General features: G+C 28.5%; 8 protein-coding genes. 2 read left to right on the top strand and 6 right to left on the bottom strand.

Annotated features, from left to right (window positions below):
• Nucleotides 1-290: 290 nt before the first annotated feature.
• The 5 genes from ACTNAO_RS12530 to ACTNAO_RS12550 all read right to left on the bottom strand — a co-directional run bounded on the left by ACTNAO_RS12530 (nt 291) and on the right by ACTNAO_RS12550 (nt 3,191).
• A complete protein-coding gene (locus ACTNAO_RS12530) occupies nt 291-461 on the bottom strand; it encodes a hypothetical protein (protein ID WP_441029599.1) in 171 nt (56 codons plus the stop codon).
• A 214-nt stretch (nt 462-675) separates the two neighbouring features.
• Nucleotides 676-1,110 carry an Rrf2 family transcriptional regulator gene (locus ACTNAO_RS12535; protein WP_441029596.1) on the bottom strand — a complete coding sequence of 145 codons (435 nt, stop codon included), beginning with the start codon at nt 1,108-1,110 and terminating at the stop codon, nt 676-678.
• Between the two features lie 85 nt (nt 1,111-1,195).
• Nucleotides 1,196-1,672, bottom strand: a complete 477-nt coding sequence (locus ACTNAO_RS12540) for a low molecular weight protein-tyrosine-phosphatase (RefSeq protein WP_441029593.1) — start codon at nt 1,670-1,672, stop codon at nt 1,196-1,198.
• Nucleotides 1,673-1,887: 215 nt separating this feature from the next.
• Nucleotides 1,888-2,814: an SDR family NAD(P)-dependent oxidoreductase gene (locus ACTNAO_RS12545; protein ID WP_441029590.1), complete on the bottom strand. Its 927-nt coding sequence runs from the start codon at nt 2,812-2,814 to the stop codon at nt 1,888-1,890.
• 137 nt (nt 2,815-2,951) lie between these two features.
• Nucleotides 2,952-3,191 carry a hypothetical protein gene (locus ACTNAO_RS12550; protein WP_441048080.1) on the bottom strand — a complete coding sequence of 80 codons (240 nt, stop codon included), beginning with the start codon at nt 3,189-3,191 and terminating at the stop codon, nt 2,952-2,954.
• 797 nt (nt 3,192-3,988) lie between these two features.
• On the opposite strand from ACTNAO_RS12550, the gene ACTNAO_RS12555 reads away from it, so the two are divergent.
• On the top strand, nt 3,989-4,918 hold the full coding sequence (locus tag ACTNAO_RS12555; protein ID WP_441029584.1) for a hypothetical protein: 930 nt from the start codon (nt 3,989-3,991) through the stop codon (nt 4,916-4,918).
• 26 nt (nt 4,919-4,944) lie between these two features.
• Nucleotides 4,945-6,222, top strand: a complete 1,278-nt coding sequence (locus ACTNAO_RS12560; protein WP_441029581.1) for a DUF4317 domain-containing protein — start codon at nt 4,945-4,947, stop codon at nt 6,220-6,222.
• Between the two features lie 16 nt (nt 6,223-6,238).
• Here ACTNAO_RS12560 and ACTNAO_RS12565 read toward each other — a convergent pair whose 3' ends face one another.
• Nucleotides 6,239-7,015 carry an HD domain-containing protein gene (locus ACTNAO_RS12565; protein WP_441029579.1) on the bottom strand — a complete coding sequence of 259 codons (777 nt, stop codon included), beginning with the start codon at nt 7,013-7,015 and terminating at the stop codon, nt 6,239-6,241.
• Between the last annotated feature and the right edge of the window lie 114 nt (nt 7,016-7,129).

Here is a 7,129-nt window from a genome sequence, read left to right on the forward strand (position 1 = left end):
GCAAATTCTTTTGGTTTATAATTTTTACTCAAATATAATCACCCCTAAATATATTATATTACATTTGATTATATTTGAATATATTTTTAATAACTATTAATAAGCTCCTTTTTTAAAAGATAATTAAAACAAAAAAATAAGCTCTAAGAGCTTACTTTTATTATTACAACAATTTTATTATATTAAATATATTTTTTCAATATTTTAAAATTAAATTATATTTTTATCAAAAATATATTATCTTTATTAAAAAAGTAATAAAAAGATATTTTTAAATTTAATAAAAAATTTTACTGTTCTATCACTGCATCATCTGCAGTGTAACCTTCAAGGGAATTTTCCTTTATTTGAATACATACAAAACTTATAGCAGAATCTTCTGCTGCGAAAAATTGTCTCTTTGCAATTGGCGAAATACGAATCCAGTCACCTGCATTAAGTTCTACACTTTCTCCCTTCATTAGATACGTTTACTTTACTATAATTATTCATAATCATACCTCCAAAAACTATTACTTTATTGCAAATATGGCGCCTTATTTGGTGTAATATCGTCTGTTACATCAAGTATTGTATCATCATTTTAATGTAACGTTAATAGTTACATCTAATTTTCTTAATCTCATAATTTCTTATAAAAAAAGCCCTAGATCAAGTGATCTAAAGCTATTTATATCATACTTTGGTAAGCCATTTTTCTGTATCTTTTTTTACATCTGCCAATGTTATTTGAGACATTTCTTTTTCCATTGCCTGTTGAACTGTTAATAACTTTCCATCCAAAATATTATGAATATTTCTACCTACTGGGCATAATTTATTAGGATTTTCGTGAAAATGAAATAACTCTTCATTTGGCGTACACTCAACAGCTTTATAAATATCTAAAAAGGTTATTTTCTCTAAAGGTCTTATTATCTTTACTCCGCCTGTTCCTCTTGATACTTCAATCAATCCAGCAGATTTTAGCTGTTGTAAAAGCTTTCTAATTATCACTGGATTTGTACCAATACTACCTGCCATAAATTCACTAGTCATCTTCTTATCTGCAAATGTATCTATACAGGCAAACATATGAATTGCCATTGTAAATCTACTAGAAATCTGCATTTGTATACCTCCACTTCTTCAGTAAGAATAACATATTTCTATTGTAATTTCAACGATTACATTTGCTTGTATTGTGATTTCTGCATCAGATCTTGCCCTCTGTTTTTAAATACTTCAGAAATGCAGTGCATCCTGTTACAACATCACAATATGTTTCATCGTAGCAATCATAATACCAAGGGTCTCTCACCGATTTTGATTGGTTGTTAAAATCCAAAAGTAATCGTATTTTGGTTCCTTCTTTATGACCTGTTATCCTTTCCATGTTGGATATATTCTTAGTATCCATTCCGATAAGGTAATCGTAATAGTCATAGTCAGAACTTTTTAATTGTACTGCTCTTTTTCCTTCACAACTCAAGCCATGTTTTGCTAACTCAGCCTTAGCTGGAGGATAAACAGGATTTCCTACCCCATTGAATATTTCCTCTGTGCTTGTAGCTGCTGAAGCAATTTCAAACTGTTCGGCAAGACCACACTTTGCAACCATATCTTTTAACACAAACTCAGCCATTGGTGATCTACAAATATTGCCGTGGCATACGAAAAGTACTTTAATCATCTTGTGCTTTCACCTCATTAATAAGATTTTTCTTCATATCAAACTGTTCAAACCATTTCAATAACCACCCTCTCATATTCTTTCTTTTCTATATAAATCCTTTTATAACATTGTTCCTTATTAAGTATTAGAAAATCTTAGAATCAGTATATTTTTAGGTACATTTTCTAGTAATTTTAATACAATTACTTTATAATTATTCAAAAGCAATTTCTTTACAGTGAAAGTTCCTGCTTATATGCTGTAACTGATTTCCCAGTCCAAGAGAAAATGCACGAAAGGCAAACTTTGTTGCATGATACCAGCCCCAAATCTTGTCCATATTTTACCACCATAGAAGATATATTTACAATCTTACCATAATTATTTGCTCTCATTCCTGGTGTAACAAGCTGTATCAACCTTGCCATACAAAAAAGGTTTACGTCAAACTGTCTTTTAACTTCTTCTATTGGTACATCTTCTATTGCTCCATAAGAACCATATCCAGCATTGTTGATAAGCACATCAATATGACCAGATTCCCTTATTATACTTTCTACACATTTTATCATAGATTCCTCATTTGTTAAATCCCAAAATATCGGTATTACTCTATCCTTTTTAAGATCTTCCATCTTATCCATACGCCTTGCGCCAATACATTTTGCAAATTGGGATATAGTTTCCATAGAAGTAAGATTATCTTTTCCTCCATACAATATGTAAGTTGGGACTTGCCATTCAATGGGATGTTCTCTAACATAACACAGATATTCCCATGATAATGTCTCTCCAAATTCCGTTCTAATATCTTTTTTCCTATAAAGTTCATACTCAGTAACTCTTGCCGAGCCCATCATATCTATAATCAACTTCTCCATATTAACAATTGGTGAAATGAAAAATGCTTTGTCCACCTGTTCCTTTCCTAGTGCACTCATTGCAAAAAAGGCACCAATGCTATTTGCCACCAGTATAATAGTATCATAGCTCTTTCTATATCTGTGAAAAAAATCTTGAAACTCACTTTTAGCTTCCCAAGGATTCTGTGCCTGATAGTCAAATCCAATCACATCATTCGTTGCAAAAAATGGTTTATAATGCTCTGCCTCCTTCACACTACCACCTTTTCCATGTATATATATTACTAACTGTTTCATTGTTTCCTCCATCTCCAATAACTTGATAATTCTCTTTACATTGATAATAAAACACTTTCATCTACACCAATCCCTTTAAGATATATAATACCTGTTTTGTGTAGCATTTCAAATGTTATATAGAAATCAATGGTCATTTATATATGCTTACAGTCACAATTTTCACTTGATAGATCCATCATATACAAATGTACTCCAAATACCGCATTGAAACCAGTTGCAGCAAATACACTAAATCTTTCAACAATTCCAAAGTATTCTTTAGAGACAATATTCATACCGAAAGCCCCTACCATCATCATTCCAAGAGCAATTCCTGCAAAAATGCCATAGGAACGACAACTTTTATCTTTAACCCCTGCAACAATAATTATCATAAGAGATACTATAGATAGCATCATTGTACAAATTAGTGTACATACATTATATAGGCAACTCAACTGATTCCATAAGGTAAGAGAAGGTGCACTTACCACCTTTATGGAGCAAATTTAGTAAATGGCTTTTTAAAACTAACTGCTTGTGTATATAGACCTTGGATTAAGGATGCAAGAATTATTCCAGCAGGAGATGCTATAACAACAGCAACAGGTTATTCATTTCCAAGTGGACATTCAAAAATACATATCTATATAAATGGATAGAAGCAGATGTTAAAAATCGTGATATTACTTTCGTAATTATTGGTTTTACAGTAATTGTTGCTTTAGTTGTTTACATAACATTTAAACCATATCCAATGGACTATGTAGATGGTGCTTTATTAAATTTGAAATTGGAAAAGACAAAAAGAAACTTATTATAATTACAATAATAGCACTAATTCCTATGTACTTCTGGAATCAATATTTTATAAATGCAAGTATGAATTTTATAGGAAAATCAGCAGCAAAATTTCTAATGCGATTTGTAGAATATATTTATATATTTATTATTGTACCATTAATAATAAAATCTCAAACTAGCATAAAACAATAATATAGAAAGAACAGATTTTTGTAATTAAAAAGCTGTTCTTTTTTAATTTTAAACAATATTTATACTAAAATAGATTTATTTTAAACTAAAATTAAACTATTTTATACTTTTTTTCTTTTGCACTATTTATATGTATGTTATACTTATGTTACATATTATATTACAATAGAAATTTTATACAAAAGAGGGATTTTATATGGCACGTAATGTTACAAAATTAACTCCTGAGGAGAATAAATTTTTCCATATTAACTATGACTATATGTGGAAAAAGCTTAATACTGCACCTTATTATGTATCAGGTTCCGGAGAATGTCCTATTTATATTAGAAATGAAGATGAACTTCCATCATACGTAAATTTATCAAAATGCAGAAATCCAGAATTTGTTCCAAGTATAAATATAGTAAACAAAATTGTAAATTTCTACAATTGCAATCTTACTCCTGAAATTACAACATTTCAATTTTTAAGAGAAGACTTATCTCTTACAGATTCAAGCAGAAGTCAAAATATTCAAGGCTTCGATACAAAATTTATTGGTACATACTATGGCTATTATTATAGTGAATCATCAAAAAAAAATATTGTAGGTGCTGTTATCAAAATTTTTGAAGATAACAATATACTTCGTGCAGTTGCTATTACAGGAATTCAAAATGATGATCAGTTAAATAATCCTAAATTGCGTTCATTAATAGAAAAAGATCATATAAGTCTTGATGACTATAAAAAATATTATGACTCTCTTGAACTTGCATTAAAAAGGACAACATTTTATGAAGGCATAGTAAATATTACGCCTAAATTCTTAATTCTATATCTTAGTGGCGTTGATAAAGAAGAAAAAAAACTTATTATAAATCAAAGTACAAATGAATTTGCAAATGTTAATGAACACTTATGTGGCATTTCATTTTCTGTTCTTATTAGTGAACAATATGAATTACAATTTTTCAAATTAGGACTTGTAAGAGCTCATCATAAAGATATTATTCCAATGTCACTTAATGATGAAGAAGTTGGCAAAATGCTCGAAATACAAAATACTGAAAATGAAAGAATTATTTTAGGATCTAAAGATGAAAGAAATTGGTACGAACATGTAATTCAAAATGGTAGGTAATAAAACTCACAAGAAAGAGGTAAAAAATGAGAAAGAAAGATGTTTTAGAACTTAAAAGACGTTTCAAAAAGGATGAATGTACTTTCACCAAAATGTGTGGATGTTATGTAAATTCCAACAAAAATATTATTTTAAATATAAAAGAAACCTTTTTAAACTTAGATGAAGATGAATTTTTCAAATACTTAGAAATTGCCAAAAAGACTCTTTCAGGAACATTAGGTAATAATCTTTTAGAACTTAATTTTCCTTCTGAGCAAGAAGAAACAGGTGGAACTCAATACGATTTAATGGCGCTAAAAAAGAGTGCTTTAAAAGATGATGCTCTTTTAGAAAAGCTATATAAATCAATTATTGATAATTACGATTATGAAGGTAATTATTTAATACTTGTCTTTCATGATGCCTATGATGTAATAACAAAAACTACTGACAATTTAAAATTAGATGAATCTGAAGAAGTTTATGAATATATATTATGTGCAATATGTCCAGTATCATTATCAAAACCAGGTCTTAGGTATTTTGAAGATGACAACAGAATAGGCGCACGTATAAGAGATTGGATAGTTGAACCTCCTGCTAATGGATTTTTATTTCCTGCATTTACAGAACGTAGTTCTGATATTGATTCATTATTATATTTCACAAAAAATGCAAAGGATACTCATCCAGAATTAATGGAGGGTGCTCTTGGATGCCCCTATAAAACAACTGCAACAGAACAAAAAGAAGCCTTTACAAATATTATTAAAAATGCAGTAGGTTCAGATGATGAAAAATCAGAACATCTGTTTATGGAGATACAAGAAAATCTTAATAATATGGTTGATGAATATAATGATACAACAGTAAGCAATACTCCAATGGTATTAACTAATGATTCTATTTCTGAAGTTTTAGCAGATAGTGGTGTACCAGAAGAAATAAGTACAAAAATAGAAAAATGCTATACTGAAGAATTTAAAGATGCTCCACCTGTAATAGAACATCTTCTTGATAAAAAAACTTTAGAAAAAAATGAACAACGAAAGAAAGAAGAAAAATTAAAGAAAAAAGTTCAAGTACTTCAAACTGAATTAGATAAAAGGAAAGAAGAACTTAAAGACGATTCCGAAAATAATGATTTAGATGAACAATCTATTGAAGATAACAATATAACAGATTATGATATTATTCTTAATGTAAAACCTCAAAAGGTATCTGAAATAAAATCTGAAATAATAAATGGTCAAAAATGCATAGTTATACCCGTTAAAGAAAATGAACAAGCAAAAGTAAATGGCGTTGATACCATTCTTTAAAAAAAACTCCACAAAATTAATTGTGGAGCTTTTTTTTAATATATAAATCAATTACTTTACGAATTTCATCAAACTGTTTGTTAGTAATATCATCATTAGACTTAAACTCTATAAGTTTTTGAAAATATCCTTCATTTATAATAATTTTAATACTTTCTTTAAAATATATACCAAAAACATATGCAATGTGGCATACTACATTATCTACAGCAGTCTTTTTATATACTCTAGGTACCGTTTCAAGTCTTTTAAATGATTCTAGTACTTCATTAGTAATCCTAGAATTAATAATTTCATCCTTGGAAGATCCGTATACATCTATAGGTGGATCTTGTACATTAACCCTAAATATATCTATTTTATCTGCATCTCTTAAAAGTTTTGAAAATAATTCTATACGCTTTGAAGAAGTCTTTGGTATCTCATACATATTATGATACAAAATAGCACTTTTTATTAATTCATCTTCACTTTCATCATCAATAAAATCTCTAATTTTACCTTCATCAAATAAAATTTCAGTCCCAAGCTTAGCATGGTTTATAGACTTAGCATCATTAAATGTTCCATATCTTCTTACTTGCTCAAATCTTCCTATGTCATGAAGAATACCTAAAAGATATGCTAAATCTATGTCTTCATTATTAAATTTTAAACTTTTTGCAATTTTCTCACAAATCTCACTTACCTTATATGTATGATATATTTTTAATTTTATTTTTCCATCATGACTATTATAATTATCAACATAATTATTAAAAACATTTTTAACCTTGGTTCTATCTATGTGCATAATATTATCTGCTACTTAAAATGTAATCAAATATAAACATTTTAAGAATTTTACTGTTTCAATGTATCTGCTTTTGTTATAAAAACTACTTGCATTTGATATGATACTCCACAG

Origin of the sequence: Clostridium sp. HCP1S3_C6 (genome assembly GCF_052066735.1) — a bacterium.
Taxonomy (GTDB): Bacteria; Bacillota; Clostridia; order Clostridiales; family Clostridiaceae; genus Clostridium.

Bases quoted from the DNA above. Each gene is read 5' to 3' on its own strand.
- ACTNAO_RS12560 (WP_441029581.1), top strand. From the start codon at position 4,945: ATGAGAAAGAAAGATGTTTTAGAACTTAAAAGACGTTTCAAAAAGGAT.
- ACTNAO_RS12535 (WP_441029596.1), bottom strand. From the start codon at position 1,110: ATGCAGATTTCTAGTAGATTTACAATGGCAATTCATATGTTTGCCTGT.
- ACTNAO_RS12545 (WP_441029590.1), bottom strand. From the start codon at position 2,814: ATGAAACAGTTAGTAATATATATACATGGAAAAGGTGGTAGTGTGAAG.
- ACTNAO_RS12565 (WP_441029579.1), bottom strand. From the start codon at position 7,015: ATGCACATAGATAGAACCAAGGTTAAAAATGTTTTTAATAATTATGTT.
- ACTNAO_RS12555 (WP_441029584.1), top strand. From the start codon at position 3,989: ATGGCACGTAATGTTACAAAATTAACTCCTGAGGAGAATAAATTTTTC.
- ACTNAO_RS12550 (WP_441048080.1), bottom strand. From the start codon at position 3,191: ATGATAATTATTGTTGCAGGGGTTAAAGATAAAAGTTGTCGTTCCTAT.
- ACTNAO_RS12540 (WP_441029593.1), bottom strand. From the start codon at position 1,672: ATGATTAAAGTACTTTTCGTATGCCACGGCAATATTTGTAGATCACCA.
- ACTNAO_RS12530 (WP_441029599.1), bottom strand. From the start codon at position 461: ATGAAGGGAGAAAGTGTAGAACTTAATGCAGGTGACTGGATTCGTATT.